Genomic DNA, 13326 nt, shown 5'->3' with positions numbered 1-13326 from the left:
GTACCTGTTGTGTCGGGCGGAGGGGAATGATTCGCCGGGGCGGCCCGGTCCCGTGCGGTGATCCACCCTTCCTCCTTCCCCTGTTCTGTTGCCCGTGATCGCTTTCCTGTTCCTTTCTCAGGTGTGCGTCGCCGGGGGAGGGCCTCCTGTCGGGACCCGGCCTGACCACGGCTACCGGGATCGCTGGCCGGGGCCGGCCCGGGAGCGCCTCCGACCTCCCGGGGCGGGGCGGCACCGCCCACTCGGGAGGCCGGGTGGGAACCGACCGCGAACGGAGTTCTCCATCCCATTCGGAAGGCGTGCCGGTGCGGTGTCCTTTGTCGCGTTGGGCTGCGTGACCGAGACCGGATCTCCGGCGTGTCGGTTTCCCCCGGCCCCGGGGCGGTCGCGCCGGCGGTGCTCGGCGGGTGTCCGGGGCGCCGCCGCGCAACAGCGGGGCCGGGTGGTGTTCCGGCCGCCGTCCGGAGTGCCGTCGGCAGCGCGCTTCCACGGGCCGTCCCTGTCGTGAACGACCTGAGTAAAACCTTGAAGGAGATCCTGAAGGCATGAGTTCACCGATACGGGAGCAGATGGAAGCCGAACTGCGGCGGCTCGATACGACACTGAGGGAGCTCATGGAGGCGGGCGAGGGTCTGGAGTCGGAGACCGAGGAGGCCACGTCCAGGAACCGGCTGGTGACCGCGGAGGTCGACGCGACCGGTGACCTCGCCGGGCTCGTGTTCCACACCGACGGGTACCGGGGCATGGCCGCCGCAGAGCTGTCGGCTACGATCGTCGAGGTGATCGCCCGCGCCCAGCGGCGGATGGCGGAGCGGGCCGTGCAGGCGTACGACTTCGCCTCCCCCGAAGGCGTCGACGCGTCCGCCGTGCTGCGCGGCGAGGTGGACGTCGAGGAGACCCTGCGCGCACTGGGCTTCTCCCCGCGCGACCTGGAGTGACGGTCCGACCGCAGCCATCAGACAGCGAACAGGAGGAGAACGATGTCCGCATCACACGGCCGGCTCTCCGTCGACGTAGACGGGATCGGGCGGCACAACAAGCTCGTCTACGAGGCCGCCGACTTCACGGACGAGGTGGTGGCCGACGCGCGCGACGCGATCACGTCCTTCGAGGAGGCGCCCTGGGGGGTCGAGGGGGAGTACTCGAAGCGGATGCAGGAGACCCTGGGCGAGGCGGAGAAGATCCTCTGGCAGCTCCTCGACTACGTCGCCGTGGCGCAGAGGCAGGCCGCCGACGGGGTGGTCCGCACCGTCCACGGTCTCTCCGCCGCCGATGACGCCAACGCCGACGTCCCCGGCTCGTTCGACCCGCGCACGCGCGGCGGACGCCGCTGACGGTCGCACGCACGCGGTCCACCGCCAAATGCCGGGCCGACCGCTGCCGCGCCCAAGGCCAGGGCCGGGATGGACGGCGCCTCCAGCCGCCCGCGCCGCTCACCCCAGCGCGCCCCCGCCCGCCGCGAACGCCGCGTGATCGAACTCCGCCGTACCCGCCGATGGGGCCCGGCCCGCATCGGCGGCCCTTCGGCGAACCCTCCCCGCATACCGTCTGGGAACGCCGGGAAACGCCGGAACCCGCCGCCCACGCCCCCAGAAGTCCCGTGTGACAGGTGTCGCACCCTGTCATCGCTGGGCCGTGCCCGTACGGCTGAGAGCACGCGGCGCTGACGGATCAGCCCTGTGGACTCACCACGGGAGGTTCGCTCCCTCCCACGTCGTGAAGGTGCCGGAGGGCCCTTCGGGCCCGAGCCGGGCGACACGCACGATCTCACGAGCGGCGTCCTCGACCGACTCCGTGCCCTCGAAGTTGACCAGCGAGGTGTTCGCGAACCCCGGCGAAACGAGGTTGACCTTGACACCGGAGTCCCGGAGCTCGGCCATCATCGCCACCGTCACGGCGTTGAGCGCCGCCTTCGACGCCGCGTAGACCGGCTCGAAGAGCGCGTGGTAGGGGAGAGTCGGGTCGGTGACGGTCGTCAGAGAACCGAGCGCGCTCGTGACGTTGACGATGCGTGCGTCCGATGACAGGCGGAGCAGCGGGAGCACGGCCTGGTACACCGCCACAGGCCCGAAGACGTTCACCTCCCAGACAGCCCGCACCTCCTCCAGCGGGACCACGCTCGCCGCTGCGAAGGAGCGCAGTTCGGCCATGTCGACACCCTGCCGAGTGGTGGAGACGGCGGCGTTGTTGACGAGGAGGTCGAGCCGACCGGCCTCCTCGCGGAGCCGCTGGGCCGCCGAGGCGACCGACTCAGGATCCGTCACGTCGAGCTGGAGCGGGGTCGCGCCGGCTCCGATCTCGGCGGCGGCCGCCTCGCCGCGGGCGGCGTCGCGGGAACCGACGAACACGGTCACCCCGTCGGCGGTCAGCTCCTTCGCGACCTGCTTGCCCATACCTTGGTTGGCTCCGGTAACCAGAGCGATGCGATCCGAGGACACGAGGACCTCCCTTGTTCGGGTCGGACATACGGGCCGAGCGCGGGTACCTGTCGGCGTGCGCCGCGCTCCCCAGCGACGATCCGCTATCGCCGCCAGTCCCGGGTAGGCCGCCTTCATCCTGGGAGTGACAGGACCAGGCGCTCCCCCCGTCCGGGCGGATACCATCCGGGGTGATGACAGGACGCGGAACCGACAGACAGAACCCGTTGGGTGAGTACCTGCGTGCCCGACGGGAGCTGGTGACCCCCCAGGCGGTCGGCCTCCCCGAGGACTCCCGCCGCCGTGTTCCCGGGCTGCGCCGCGAGGAGGTCGCCCTGCTCGCGGGCATCAGCTCCGACTACTACCTGCGGCTGGAGCAGGGACGTAACCGCAACCCCTCGGCCCAGGTACTCGGGTCGATCGCGCGGGCGCTGCGACTGGACGGACCCTCCACCCAGTACCTGCTCGGACTGGGCACCGCTCCGCGGCCCTCGCGTGGTGAACCCCGTCGGGGGGAGACCCTCGCTCCCCGGGTCCTCGACCTTCTCCACACGGTCGACGCACCGGCGTTCGTCGCCGGGCGGTACGCGGACGTGCTCGCGAGCAACCCTCTGGCACGCGCGCTCTCCCCGGAGCTGAGGCCGGGCGTGAACCTGCTGCGCGCGGCCTTCCTCGACACGGACAACCACCTGTACCTCGACCGGCGGGAGATGGTCGCGATGTTCCGCAGGCGTGTGGGAACGGATCCGCGCGATCCGCGAGTCGCGCAACTGGTGGAGGAGCTGTCCCTGGCGAGTGAGGCCTTCCGGCGGGCCTGGGCACGTCACGATGTCCGTCCACCCCGCGGCGGCCTCGTCCGCGTCGACCACCCCCGGGTCGGCCCCATGGACCTGAACGTGTCCAAACTCGCCATCGACGACACCGACGAGCAACTGCTCGTCATCTACCACCCCGACCGCGCACATCCGGAGAGCGCGGACCGTCTCGCGCTCCTGGTCTCCCCGGCGGGGCGGACGACGCCTGCCCCGCAGGCGCCGGCCGGAGACCGCTGAGGCCGGGGCGGGCTTTCCCCCGGCCGCGTACCGATAGCGGAACGGCGATCTTCTTCGGGGCCTGCACCGGCTGCGCCCGGGCCCGACGTCCACCGTTTTCCGTCCTTTGCACCGGGAATATCCGCTCGGTGTCCTTCGTTGTTCCGCGTCCTTTCCGCCGTCGGGACATCGCGGGGGGAGGGAACCGACGGGAACGGGGGAAGCGGAGGAGACGCCCTCCTTTCGGTCATGCCCTCACAAGTGTGCTACCGACCGGCCCTGAACCTTCCTGGGGCCGTGGCCCGCGTGAGGGAAGGGTGCCTACGCCTGTGCCCCGGGGTGCCGCTGGGGTTGTCCGTCGGGGGTGTGCCGTTGGATGCTGGCGGCACCCACCGGACCGGCGCGGCTGGTCGGGGGGAGCGTGTCGGAGACGGAGCCGACGCCCGCGCTCCAGGGGACTCCGTGGCGGCTTCAGGGCCGTACCCGGGCGTCCCCGGGTCCATGCCAGCCGCGCCAACGAGCCCCGACCTTCCCCTGCGAACCCGAACGGACCACGGCCGACCGGGCCGCGTGCACACCTGCCAGGCGGCCCGGGTCGGCCCCAGGTCCGCGGTGCGTCCGCGCGGCGGAGCGCCGTGTCCGGGGGGCGCACGGGTTTCGACGACTAGAAATCTACGACATAAAGGTAGAGCTTCCTTGTATTATCACAAAGGGTGAACAAAGAGTAACAACGCACATGAAAACGGTGTTCGGTGTCAAACCTTGGCAACCGGAGGAAGGGGCTGGGAATCGGCCACCCTCCGCCTGGTGTGCGACCGGAGCGGCCTCCCTTCGGAGAACCGAACACCGCACGAATTTCCCGGACCGCTGGTCGCCCTTCCCCCCGAGTCCGTAAAATGGATCCGTGCGGGTGCGCCCGTACCGCCGGTGCGGGGCAGCGTGGACGGATGCCCCGCACCGGTCACCCCGTGCTGTCGGCGCGGCGCCGGACTTCAGGGACGGTCCGCGCCGCGCAGGGCCCGCGGGGCGATCTGGAGCATCCAGTGCCGCCCGGCCCAGCCCAGGAAGCGGCGCCTTCCCGTGGGGGCCCCGGTCTCCTCCAGGGGCTCTCCCTCCACCACCCGGCGCAGTCCGGCCAGCACCGGCTCCAGGCGTTCGCGCGTGTGGTGGGGCTGGTCGGGGGCCAGCCCCACCATCCACGCCGTCACCTCGCGCTGCTCTGCCTCGGTGCACAGGGACAGGAAGAACACCGTCTGCCGCCAGGCGAAGGCCGCGTTCTTGACGTGGGGCAGGGGCGGGAACACCCGGGGCAGGCTCTCCACGGTCCGCACGGTCAGGGTGTGGGCGCGCCGGGCCAGCTCCGCCCACCCGCACGCGGGCCGCGCCCCGGCCCCGACCAGGACGGCCAGGTTGTGCGTGGTGAGGATCTGCGCCTGCTCGATGACCATCCCGTTGCCCACGACGCTTCGGCGCGGGTCGCCCGCGCGTTCGCGGCACAGCCGGGCGAAGTCCGTGGCCCCGCCGCCGGTCCGGGTCGGTTCCTCCTCCAGGGCCAGGACCCGGTCGGGGTCGATGCCGTAGTAGCGGTTGTAGAGGCCCTGGCCCAGCAGGGCGGCGGCGGCCTTGGCGGCGCGCGTGAACTTGGGGGAGAACCCGCCCGTGAAGATGTCGGCGGCCAGTTCCTCCACGAGCGGCAGACGCAGGTCCGCGGAGCGGGACAGGGCGGACAGCTGGCTCACCATCGGGTTGGGCACGATCGTGCCGGGGAAGTGGGTGAGCACGCAGGAGCCCAGTGCGGACAGCAGTTCGGCCACCGTCTCACGGCGCGCCTCGGGGCCGGAGCGGTGGGCCAGCAGCGCCCGTGTCCAGGGCAGTTCGTCCGCGCGGACCTGGCTCTGCAGGTTGAGCAGGAGCAGGGAGCGCCTGCGGCTGAACGCCCGGTGGTGGGCGGCGAGCAGCCGGGCCAGGGCGGGGTCCGCGGCGGAGGCGGCCTCGGCCTCCGCGGTGAGGGCGGGCACGACCTCGGCCATCACCTCGGCGGAGGGGATCACGCCGAGTTCCACCAGGTCGTCCAGGGGAGCGGCGGTGGCCCTGCGGACGACGTCGCCCAGGGCCCCGGGGATGGGCCAGCCCTCGGGCACGGTGCGCTCGCGTGCCTCCTCGGCGGAGACGGGGGTGAGCAGCTTCGCCGTGTGCGGGGTGCCGATGGCCTGGGGGAGCGGGGCGAGCCGGTCGGCCAGCAGCGCGGCGAGCACGTCGTGGGTGGGGCGGGCGGCGTGCTCGGCCTGTCCGGCGCGCAGGGCGGTGTGCCGCTCGGAGCCGGGCAGGCCGCGCTTGGCCACCATCGAGTCCACGGCGTGGCGGAGCAGGCCGCGGCGGCGGGGGGTGAGTTCGGCGCCGGGCTCGGCGACCGCCTCGCGCAGCGCGGCGAGCAGGATCGCGAGGTTCTCCTTGGGCTTGCGGTGCTTGGTGCACAGGGTGTGCTCGGCGGCCAGGCGTTCGTACTCGGCGAGCAGGGCGGCGCCGCGGCGGGTCCAGCCCGTGGGGCGGTGGGCGTCGGCGCGGCCGTCGCGGACGGTCTCCAGCCAGTGGATGAGGACCCGGTCGGCGAAGGGGTTCCACACGGCCAGGGCCTCCTGCTGGGCCCGGGGGCGGCTGGTGGCCGGGTCGCGGGCGGCGCGTTCGGCCAGGGCCTGGCGCGCGTCGCCGACGCTCTGGCGGAAGACCGTGCGGGCGGGCAGGTCCTGGCGGGGCGCCGGGCGGGGGGTGAGGCACAGGGTGTCGGCGAGGGGTTCGACGGTGGCGAGCAGGTGCAGGGCGGCCTCGGTGTCGCCGTTGCGCAGCAGCCAGGCGGCGGTGAGCGGTACGGCCTGTTCTGGCAGGTCCAGTTCGTACTCGCCGCTGTCGAGGAGGGTGTCGAGGTCGGCCAGGCCCCGCTCGGTGAGGTGGTGGGCGTGGAGGGCGGCGCGCTGTTCGGGCAGGCCGCGGCGGCGGGCGAGTTCGCGCTCGTGGGGGCGCAGGGGGCCGCCCGCGGCGGGCAGGCCGGTGGCGAAGCCGCCGTGGACGACCTCGGGGGTGACCCAGGCGGGCAGGTCCTTGACGGGGGTGCGGGAGCCGATGGTGAGGGTGCCGTCCCCCATGCCGGTGACGACCCGTTCCCAGGAGTCGACGCGTGCGCGCGCGGCCTGGCGGACGCGGGCGTCCTGGTGGGTGAGGGCGGTGGTGAGTTCCTCGGCCAGCCGTCCGGCGGCGTAGCCCCGGTCGGCGTGCGGGGGGGTGGTGTCGTCCATGCCAGCGTGGCGGGACCTGCCCCCGCACCCTCCCGGACCGAAGCCGGGTGCTCTGACTGTTTGAGCCACACGCTGTCCGGGCGGTGCGCGTGTCCCCCGGTGCTGAGCGGGTGCTCCGGTGCGGGGGTCGGCGTGCCGTGGTCCGGTGGTCGGCCGACGTGGCGGAACAGGCCGCCGCGGGGGGAGTCCCGAGCCGGGTGCTCTGCTGTTGGGCTGCACGTCGTCCGCGGGGATCACGGTAGTGGTCGGGGGGTGGGGGCCGAAAGTGTTTTTCGGGGCTGTGGGGTGTGCGGGAGGGACGGTCTGACGGGTGCGGCCGTGGGGACGCACCCGTCACCGAGCCGGGTCGTGCTGCCCTAGCGGGTCTTGATCACGGCCGCGATGAGCCCGGTGGCGAGCATCATCGTCAGGCCCACGATCATGAGCACGAAGGCGATGGTTCCGACCATGGTGTTTCCTTAGTGTTCGTTGTTTCCGGGCGCGGTGCGCGGCGTCCGCCGTGCGGGGAGCGTCCGGAGGAGCCGGGAGCGGCGCCTACCTGTTCGGGGGTTCACCCTATCCCGGTCCCGTGCCGGTTCCGCGTCGGGTGGCCGCTGTGACCAGCGTGGTCGTGGCCACGGTCGCGGGGCGGGGTCAGCGTTGGGCCCAGGTTCGTCGGTAGGTGCTGACCAGCCAGCGGTCGGCCCAGGCGTGGTCGGGTTCGTCGGGCAGGTCGCAGGTCCGGCACAGCTCGGCCAGGCGCTGTTCGAGTTCGTGTGCCCGGTCCAGGGCGTCGTCGCGGCTGTGCTCGCCGCGGCGCAGTGCGAGCAGCCAGGTGCGTTCGGGTTCGGGCATGGGCAGGGTGATGCGGCCGGTCTCCATCAGTTCCACGCCCTGGATGCCCAGGCGGACCATGTGGTAGGCGAACTTGGTGTCGAAGCCGTGCTGTTCGACGAGTTCGGGGCGGTTGGTGTGTTTGCCGCCGCGGGTTCCCAGCATGCGGTCGCGTTGGGCGCGCAGGTAGCCCAGGAAGCGCTGGCCCGCCCGGCGGGAGAGGAAGCGTGCGGCGTTGGCGCGCAGGTCGTGTCCGGTGGGGGTGATGGCGACGATCTCGTGCGGGGGGACGAACAGGGGGAGCAGGACGGTGGGGTTGCCGTCCAGGGCCAGGCGCGTCCACTTGCGCAGGGAGTAGACGGTCAGGTCCAGGTCGTCGGGGCCGGAGCGGGTGTGTTCGGGGCGGGTGTGGTGGATGTACTGCTCGAAGGGGCGCAGGCCGATGACGTACTCGGGGGGTTCGACGCAGATGCCCATCTCGTCGCGGTCGGCCCGGCCTGTCAGGGCGAGGCCGTGGGCCTCGGAGCCCACCTGGCACCGCAGGACGGTTCCCTCGTGTGCGATCCGCGCGAACTCGGGGCTGGAGTGCTTCACCTGCGGCTCCCTTCTGTCGGATGCTGGGTGCTGGGTGCGCTGGTGGGGGCGCTGTCCGGCACGCTATCGGCCGCGGGGCGGGGGCACGAGTGCTTTTCGGCGGTGGGGGAGGGGTGGGCGGGGCGGTGGTTCCGTGGTCGGGGGGACACGCCCGGGGGAGCTTGCCGGTGGGCCTCGGGAGCCCTTTACTTGTCCGGGTACGCCCCTTTTCTCCCCAGAACGAGCGTAGAAGGCAGGACCGTGCCCCCTGAGAACCCTGAGGTTTCCGCCCCCCGGATCGACACCTCCGTCCCCCACAACGCCCGGATCTGGAACTACTGGCTGGGCGGCAAGGACAACTACCCGGTGGACCGGGAGATGGGCGAGCAGATCCGCTCCTTCTTCCCCGAGATCGTGGACAACGCGGTCGCCGACCGGGGCTTCCTCGTGCGCGCCGTGACCCACCTGGCGCGGGAGGAGGGCGTCCGGCAGTTCCTGGACGTGGGTACCGGTCTGCCCACCCACAACAACACCCACGAGGTGGCCCAGTCGGTGGCGCCCGAGTCCAGGGTCGTCTACGTCGACAACGACCCGCTGGTGCTCACCCACGCCCGCGCCCTGCTCACCGGCGACGACCAGGGGGTCACCGACTACGTCGACGCCGACCTGCGCGACCCCGAGGCCATCCTGCGGGAGGCCTCCCGGACCCTGGACCTGGAGCGGCCGGTGGCGCTGATGCTGCTGGGCGTGGTCAACTTCGTCGCCGACGACGCCGAGGTCCGCGCGATCATGGACCGGCTCCTGGGAGCCCTGGCCCCGGGCAGCTTCCTGGTCCTGTCCCACCCCACCGACGACATCGACCGCGAACGCGCCCACCAGGTGGCGGCGGCCTGGAACGAGCGCGGCACCCCCAAGCTCACCATCCGCACGGCCGAGCAGATCGGCGCGCTCTTCGACGGGCTGGAGCTGCTGGAGCCGGGTGTGGTCTCCTGCTCCCTGTGGCGTCCGGCCCCCGCCGAGGTGGGCGGGGCACGTCCGGTGGCCGAGTACTGCGGCGTGGCCCGCAAGGCCTGACCCTCCCGGGGGTGCGGGCCACGGCGCCCGCTCCCCGTCGGCCGGGCGCCGTGGCGCGTCCGGCCGGCGGGGGCCCGGTTCCGGGGCGGGGGCGGCCGTGGCCCCCGGTCGCGGCGCGGCTCAGTCTGCGCGGGCGATGGCGATGGTCGCCCCGAGCCGGTGCCCGGCCTCGTAGAACATGTACTGCACGCCCCCGTCGGAACCGAAGGAGGGCGCCGCGCTGCGGCCCGAGTCCGGCGGTCCGGCCATGGGGGTGTGCACCGTGCCCAGGTGGCGGCGCAGGCCGAAGTCGCGCCCCACCTCGGTCAGGCGGATGTCGCCCAGGTCGGTATGGTAGGCGACGTAGGTGCTGCCCGCGCGTTCGACCACGTGCGGGCCGGACAGGTCCGACACCCCCACGTCGGCGTGGTACACGAGCGGGTCGGGGTCGAAGTCGAAGGTGATCCCGTCCGCCGACCACCCCCATCCGATGGAGCGGTGGTTGCTGGTGTCGTTGCGCATGAAGACCATGACGTAGCGCGCGCCCCGGTCGGGCAGGCGGTACTCGAAGACGCGCGCGTAGGAGGCCTCGGTGGTGCCCGGCACCATCGCCGTGGTCAGCACCACGCCCTCGTAGGTGAAGTCGATGCCGTCGCGTGAGCGGGCCAGCCGCGTGGTGGTGTTCTCCCCGTGGAAGTACAGCCACATCTCGCGGTGCTCGGAGTTCCACATCACGTGCGGCGAGGAGACGTGGCTGACGTCGTAGTGCGGGTTCCACACGTTGGCCACGACGGGGTTGTGCGGGTACTCGGTGAAGGGCCCGTCGGGGCTGTCGGCGTAGGCCAGGCAGATGCCGCCGGGCCTCTCGTGCGGGGCGTAGTAGAGCAGGAAGCGGCCGGGCGGGTCGGACAGGCGGCCCGCGGTCCCGCGCAGGCACGGGAAGATCAGCTCCCCGGTCGGGTTGTAGCCGAGTTCGGCGGTGTCGAGCGCCTCGCGCAGGAACCGGTAGGCGGGCAGGACGTCGGCCGCCGCGGCTCCGCCGGCGGCCGGGGTCGCGGTCGCGGCGCCCGCGGACGCGGGGGGCAGCAGTCCCGGGGCCAGGAGGGCGCCCGCCGCGGCGGCGCCGGCGCTCCGCAGGACGGTGCGGCGGTCGGGGGCGGCGGTGGAGCGGCGGGGGTGAGCGTCGTGGGACATGACGGTTCCCTTCCGGAGCGGGTCGGGGGGAGGCTCCGAGGCCCAGAGTCTTCACCAGCGCCGATGCGTCGGTCAAGGTTCTAATACGTATTAACGAAAGATCCTGCTTCCGGGTGGAAATCCGCCCCTCATCCTCTTGACATCTGCCGTGGCGCGGCTCACAGTCGTCAACTAATGCGCATTAACACGGCACGCAGGAGGAGAAACAGGTGACGCACGTCAGGAGGGCGGGGCCGCGACGCCCGCGCCAGTCCGACATCGCGCGGGTGGCCGGGGTCTCCCAGGCCACGGTCTCGCTGGTGCTGCGGGGCACTCCGACCGGGATGTCCCTGGCCCGCGAGACCCGCCAGAGGGTGCTCGACGCGGCCGAGGAGCTGGGCTACGTTCCCGACCCGGTCGCCACCCGGTTGGCCTCGGCCAGCAACGCGATGCTGGGGCTGTACACCTTCAGCGCCACCTTCCCCACCGACGTGGCGCACTCCTACTACCCGGTCCTGGTCGGGGTGGAGGAGGAGGCCGCGGCCCAGGGGCAGGACCTCATCCTGTTCACCGGGTCCGCGCGGGCCGCCGCCAGCGCCGACGACCCGGCCGCGGTGCGGCGGGTGCGCGTGGCCGACGGCTGCCTGTTCTTCGGCCGCCACGTGCCCGACGAGCCCATCCGGCGTCTGGTCGAGGACGGCTTCCCGTTCGTCTACATCGGCCGCCGCGACGAGCCCGGCGTGCCCTACGTGGGCGCCGACTACGTCTCGGCCTCGGCGCAGGTGGTGGCGCGTCTGGCCGGTCTGGGCCACCGCGAGCTGCGCTACCTGCGCGAGCACGACCAGGCCCCGGCCTCGACCGACCGCGAGCGGGGTGTGCTGCGGGGCGCCCGCGAGGCCGGGATCGACACCGCGCGCCTGGTGGTGCGCACCGACGGCTCCGACCTGGACGGACTGCTGCGGCGCTGGCTGGAGGAGGGCGTGACCGCCGTCGTGGTCGAGCAGACCGACACCGGCGCCGCCCTGGACGGCCTGGCCGCCGCCGTGGACCGGGCCGGTCTGCGCTGCCCGGAGGACATCTCCCTGGCCCTGCTGGGGGCGCCGACCGGGACCCGGGGCCGCGCTCCGGGCGGCGGCGCGGCCTACGGAGGGTTCGACGCGCCCCTGCGCGCGATGGGCCGCGACGCGGTCCGTCTGCTGCTGGAACTGATCGCGGGCGCCCACGGGCAGACGCCCCGGCGCCTGCTGCCCTGCGAGCCGGTGGAGGGCGGCACCCTCGCCGCGCCCCGGACACGACACATCTGAGAAAGGCTCCCATGACCGAGACCAGCACAGAGATCCTCGTCGTCGGCGGGGGGCTGGGCGGTGTGGCCGCGGCCCTGGCCGCCGCCGACTCCGGCCGCCGCGTGGTGCTGACCGAGGAGACCGACTGGATCGGCGGACAGCTCACCGCGCAGGCGGTGCCGCCCGACGAGAACCCGTGGATCGAGCGCTTCGGTTCCACCGCCTCCTACCGGCGCCTGCGCGAGGGCATCCGCGACCACTACCGGCGCGCCTACCCGCTGCGGGCCGAGGCCGCCTCCTCGCTCACCCTCAACCCCGGCGCGGGCCGGGTCAGCAAGCTGTGCCACGAGCCCCGTGTGGCCCTGGCGGTGCTGGAGGAGATGGTGGGCCCGCACCGGGCGGCCGGGCGTTTGACCGTCCTGCTGCGCCACCGGCCGGTGGCCGCGCACACCGACGGCGACCGGGTGAGCGCGGTGGAGCTGGAGGACGAGCGGGGGCGCCGCCGCACGGTGAGCGCCGCCTACGTCCTGGACGCCACCGAGAACGGCGACCTGCTGCCGATGGCGGGCCTGGACCACGTCACCGGCGCCGAGGCGCGCTCGGAGCACGGCGAGCCGCACGCCCCCGAGGTGGCCGACCCGACCAACCTGCAGGGCATCACCTACTGCTTCGCGATGTCGCACCACCAGGGCGAGGACCACACCATCGAGCGCCCGGCGATGTACGACTTCTGGCGCTCCTACACGCCCGAGTTCTGGCCGGGGCCGCTGCTGGGCTTCTCCGCGCCCGACCCGCGCACGCTGGAGCCGGTGGCGCGCACGTTCGTGCCCAACCCCGACACCGACCCGCTCGCGGTGGCCGCCGACCAGAGCGCGGACGCGGGCGACAAGGAGCTGTGGGGTTTCCGGCGCATCCTGGCCCGGCGCATGCACCTGCCCGGCGCCTTCGACTCCGACATCACCCTGGCCAACTGGCCGCTCAACGACTACTGGCTCAAGCCCGCCCTGGAGATCGAGGGGCTGGTGGACGCCCGGACCGTCCGCGAGGCCCACGAGGAGGCCCGCCAGCTGTCGCTGTCGGTGCTGTACTGGCTCCAGACCGAGGCGCCCCGCGCCGACGGCGGCACCGGCTTCCCCGGGCTCAAACCGCGGCCCGACGTGACCGGCACGGAGACGGGTCTGGCCAAGGCCGCCTACGTGCGCGAGTCCCGGCGCATCCGGGCGGTCACCACCGTCACCGAGCACGACGTGTCCCTGGACCTGCTGGGTCCGCACGGCATCGTGCGCCGCCACGACTCGGTGGGGGTGGGCAGCTACCGCATCGACCTGCACCCCTCCACGGGCGGTGACAACTACGTGGACGTGGCCAGCGTCCCGTTCGAGATCCCGCTGGGGGCCCTGCTGCCCGAGCGGGAGACCAACCTGCTGCCCGCCGCCAAGAACGTCGGCACCACCCACATCACCAACGGCTGCTTCCGGCTGCACCCGGTGGAGTGGAACATCGGTGAGGCCGCCGGGCGGTTGGCCGCCTTCGCCCTGGAGCACGGCACCACGCCGCACGCCGTGCGCGCCAAGGACGAGCTGCTGGAGGCCTTCACCGCCGTGCTGGACCGCACCGGCGTCGAGCGCCGCTGGCCCGACGTGCGCGGCTACTGACCTGCCCGCACCAGGGGCGGGCACCGCGCCTCCCGGGG

Annotated in this window: 10 protein-coding genes, 1 tRNA gene and 1 pseudogene; 7 read left to right on the top strand and 5 right to left on the bottom strand. The window is 73.2% G+C overall.

Annotation, left to right across the window (positions count from 1 at the left end; all coding sequences use genetic code 11):
* Nucleotides 1-545: 545 nt before the first annotated feature.
* From NDAS_RS12480 to NDAS_RS28895, 3 genes and pseudogenes are all read left to right on the top strand, one after another.
* Complete coding sequence (locus NDAS_RS12480) at nucleotides 546-938, top strand: hypothetical protein (RefSeq protein ID WP_013153550.1); 393 nt, start codon at nucleotides 546-548, stop codon at nucleotides 936-938.
* Between the two features lie 42 nt (nucleotides 939-980).
* Nucleotides 981-1334 carry a hypothetical protein gene (locus NDAS_RS12475; protein WP_013153549.1) on the top strand — a complete coding sequence of 118 codons (354 nt, stop codon included), beginning with the start codon at nucleotides 981-983 and terminating at the stop codon, nucleotides 1332-1334.
* 63 nt (nucleotides 1335-1397) lie between these two features.
* A pseudogene (locus NDAS_RS28895) lies at nucleotides 1398-1517 on the top strand (IS481 family transposase); the annotation flags it as partial.
* 168 nt (nucleotides 1518-1685) lie between these two features.
* On the opposite strand, the gene NDAS_RS12470 reads toward NDAS_RS28895, so the two are convergent.
* On the bottom strand, nucleotides 1686-2438 hold the full coding sequence (locus NDAS_RS12470) for an SDR family NAD(P)-dependent oxidoreductase (protein WP_013153548.1): 753 nt from the start codon (nucleotides 2436-2438) through the stop codon (nucleotides 1686-1688).
* A 173-nt stretch (nucleotides 2439-2611) separates the two neighbouring features.
* Between NDAS_RS12470 and NDAS_RS12465 the strand changes: the two genes are divergently transcribed.
* A complete protein-coding gene (locus NDAS_RS12465; RefSeq protein ID WP_013153547.1) occupies nucleotides 2612-3469 on the top strand; it encodes a helix-turn-helix domain-containing protein in 858 nt (285 codons plus the stop codon).
* Nucleotides 3470-4440: 971 nt separating this feature from the next.
* Here the strand turns inward: NDAS_RS12465 and NDAS_RS12460 are convergent.
* The 3 genes from NDAS_RS12460 to NDAS_RS12455 form a co-directional block, all read right to left on the bottom strand.
* Nucleotides 4441-6738, bottom strand: a complete 2298-nt coding sequence (locus tag NDAS_RS12460; RefSeq protein WP_013153546.1) for a hypothetical protein — start codon at nucleotides 6736-6738, stop codon at nucleotides 4441-4443.
* 1 nt (nucleotide 6739) lies between these two features.
* A tRNA-Arg gene (locus NDAS_RS28580) sits at nucleotides 6740-6813 on the bottom strand.
* 558 nt (nucleotides 6814-7371) lie between these two features.
* Nucleotides 7372-8145: a nucleotidyltransferase domain-containing protein gene (locus tag NDAS_RS12455; RefSeq protein ID WP_013153544.1), complete on the bottom strand. Its 774-nt coding sequence runs from the start codon at nucleotides 8143-8145 to the stop codon at nucleotides 7372-7374.
* Between the two features lie 240 nt (nucleotides 8146-8385).
* On the opposite strand from NDAS_RS12455, the gene NDAS_RS12450 reads away from it, so the two are divergent.
* Nucleotides 8386-9198 (top strand): SAM-dependent methyltransferase, encoded by an 813-nt coding sequence (locus NDAS_RS12450; RefSeq protein WP_013153543.1) that lies wholly within the window; start codon nucleotides 8386-8388, stop codon nucleotides 9196-9198.
* Between the two features lie 120 nt (nucleotides 9199-9318).
* Here NDAS_RS12450 and NDAS_RS12445 read toward each other — a convergent pair whose 3' ends face one another.
* Nucleotides 9319-10371, bottom strand: coding sequence for a glycoside hydrolase family protein (locus NDAS_RS12445; RefSeq protein WP_013153542.1), 1053 nt, complete (start codon nucleotides 10369-10371; stop codon nucleotides 9319-9321).
* 209 nt (nucleotides 10372-10580) lie between these two features.
* Here NDAS_RS12445 and NDAS_RS12440 point away from each other — a divergent pair, with 209 nt between their 5' ends.
* Nucleotides 10581-11654 carry a LacI family DNA-binding transcriptional regulator gene (locus NDAS_RS12440; protein ID WP_013153541.1) on the top strand — a complete coding sequence of 358 codons (1074 nt, stop codon included), beginning with the start codon at nucleotides 10581-10583 and terminating at the stop codon, nucleotides 11652-11654.
* Between the two features lie 11 nt (nucleotides 11655-11665).
* Nucleotides 11666-13288 (top strand): FAD-dependent oxidoreductase, encoded by a 1623-nt coding sequence (locus NDAS_RS12435; RefSeq protein WP_013153540.1) that lies wholly within the window; start codon nucleotides 11666-11668, stop codon nucleotides 13286-13288.
* Nucleotides 13289-13326: the final 38 nt, after the last annotated feature.

The organism is Nocardiopsis dassonvillei subsp. dassonvillei DSM 43111 (assembly GCF_000092985.1).
Lineage (GTDB): Bacteria > Actinomycetota > Actinomycetes > Streptosporangiales > Streptosporangiaceae > Nocardiopsis > Nocardiopsis dassonvillei.
This window is presented reverse-complemented; position numbering and strand designations above follow the sequence as displayed.

What these genes read in the sequence shown, in the direction of transcription:
- NDAS_RS12480 (WP_013153550.1), top strand. Translation starts at nt 546, where the DNA reads ATGAGTTCACCGATACGGGAGCAGATGGAAGCCGAACTGCGGCGGCTC.
- NDAS_RS12475 (WP_013153549.1), top strand. Translation starts at nt 981, where the DNA reads ATGTCCGCATCACACGGCCGGCTCTCCGTCGACGTAGACGGGATCGGG.
- NDAS_RS12465 (WP_013153547.1), top strand. Translation starts at nt 2,612, where the DNA reads ATGACAGGACGCGGAACCGACAGACAGAACCCGTTGGGTGAGTACCTG.
- NDAS_RS12460 (WP_013153546.1), bottom strand. Translation starts at nt 6,738, where the DNA reads ATGGACGACACCACCCCCCCGCACGCCGACCGGGGCTACGCCGCCGGA.
- NDAS_RS12445 (WP_013153542.1), bottom strand. Translation starts at nt 10,371, where the DNA reads ATGTCCCACGACGCTCACCCCCGCCGCTCCACCGCCGCCCCCGACCGC.
- NDAS_RS12435 (WP_013153540.1), top strand. Translation starts at nt 11,666, where the DNA reads ATGACCGAGACCAGCACAGAGATCCTCGTCGTCGGCGGGGGGCTGGGC.